Origin of the sequence: Haloferula sp. (assembly GCF_049672945.1) — a bacterium.
GTDB lineage: Bacteria > Verrucomicrobiota > Verrucomicrobiia > Verrucomicrobiales > Akkermansiaceae > Haloferula.
In genome coordinates, this window is the sequence record NZ_JBATWY010000091.1 from 1 (window position 1) to 1,707 (window position 1,707).

At 55.7% G+C, this 1,707-nt stretch carries 2 protein-coding genes; one reads left to right on the forward strand and one right to left on the reverse strand.

Translation table 11 applies throughout. The annotated features are described in order from the left end of the window. A partial coding sequence (locus WBG04_RS07970) for a hypothetical protein (RefSeq protein ID WP_424313875.1) occupies positions 1 to 417 on the forward strand: 417 nt, incomplete at its 5' end. A 939-nt stretch (positions 418 to 1,356) separates the two neighbouring features. Here WBG04_RS07970 and WBG04_RS07975 read toward each other — a convergent pair. After that, on the reverse strand, positions 1,357 to 1,707 hold a 351-nt coding region (locus tag WBG04_RS07975; protein ID WP_424313876.1), incomplete at its 5' end, for a hypothetical protein.

Consider the following 1,707-nt stretch of genomic DNA (forward strand, 5'->3'; position numbering starts at 1 on the left):
CGTTCGCCAGATATGAAGCGCCTGGTCCCTGTCATCTTGGTTGTCTTGGCCTTCGTCTTACTGACAGTCGGGTGTCGACGCCCCTTTGAGGGCATCGATGAGATTTCGACCGTTGATTCCGCAACTCTAGCGGATACTGAGAATGCCACAGGAGTAGTCATCGATCTGAAACCAGTGCGCGATGTATTAGCAGGAGCTCAGTGGATCGATGCCCAACCAATCAACAAGGGCGGCTACTGGCTTAGGGTCGAAGGGTTCCCTAATATTTTTGTCAGCGAGGTTAACGGCTGCTTTTGGATGACGGATTACACAGGTCTTTTCCAGATCGCTGACGATGAGAGATCCAAGTTCTACGAGTATTTGGACGGACAGGCGCGGAACATTCACCATGAGACCAAGCCACCAGAAACGGAATAGGCGAACAAGACGTGTGACAGCGACGCCTACCAGCGGCTTTGTTGGAGATTGCCGAGGGTGCTTCAATCTGTTTTCCTCCAGTCGGACGCGCCGCCATACGGGCGGCGCGCGTCCACTTCGACGTTCTCGGGGAATATATTTCTGAGGTTTACACGGTTGGGCAGCAGACGAGCGCTGCGTCGATTCAAGGCATTGGAGATAGAGAGATCCGCTTTGGAAGTATGTCTTCGGCGGATTCCCTCGGTTGGGCAGCGGCACGGCTCCCCTGCCGATTCGGACAGCTCCCGTGGATACGATCTGTTAGACACTGCGTCTGGTTCGCGGTGGCTCCGGATCATCGCTGGTCAGAGCATGTCATCGTTTCAGATTGGGCGCGGGGAATTCTGCTTAGAGGCGGAGTGCGGTCGACACCAAGCAAGCGCCGCAACGAAGATGGCCAACGAGAACAAGCCAGTAGAGGCGACCCCTTACAGCGGCTTTGTTGCACGCTTGCCGCCAGCTTCGAAAGCTGCTTGGATGCTCGCAGCCATTCCGGTTCGCTTACCGGGATCGCCTCACCTTTGAACGTTCGTTTGGGGAATTTGACTCTGAGTTCATGACGTATGGATTATTTCGCGCCCCACAAACCTAAGACGGACGCAGAATTGTTGGCGATTCCTGCCGAACACTTCCCATGCGGTCTGTCTGAAGTTGACCAAGCGAGATGGTTGCGGTTAGTGCCGGAAGACCGGCTGCCTGTCGCGAGGGATGTTGGAGCCGTGTTGCAGCCGAAGATCGTTGCGGATCGGATCATCGCGGAGATCGACCGCAGAGTTTCAGAGAAGCACTTGGTAGCGGCACAGGCTACCATCCCGCCTCCGCCAGAACCGAATAAGCCGTGGTACCGCGAACGTGCCGTGTGGTTTTGGGTCATAGGCACCATTTTAACCATAGTAGGACTCATCTTGAAGTTGCGTTCACCCACTGGATGAATATGACCACCCAACCCGATATGCCCATCCCAACCGCAACCCCGGCAAGCGCCCGGAGAAATGCGTCGGAATCGAAGAAACGAACAAGCCGTGGATGCCGACGCCCATCAGCGTCCTTGTCGGACACGGGAGTCGGTGAGGAGTTACTGCTGGATGGGGGATTACCGGCTGCGGGGAGCGCGGCATCACTTGGACGTTGTGCGCCGAGCCAAGCAAGGCGCTTCTTATCAGGTGTAAGACCTGATGTTTCAAAACCTAGCCAGTAGAAACTACCGAGTGTTGCAGTTATGTTTGCTAACCCATTGAAGCTCGCGGGAGG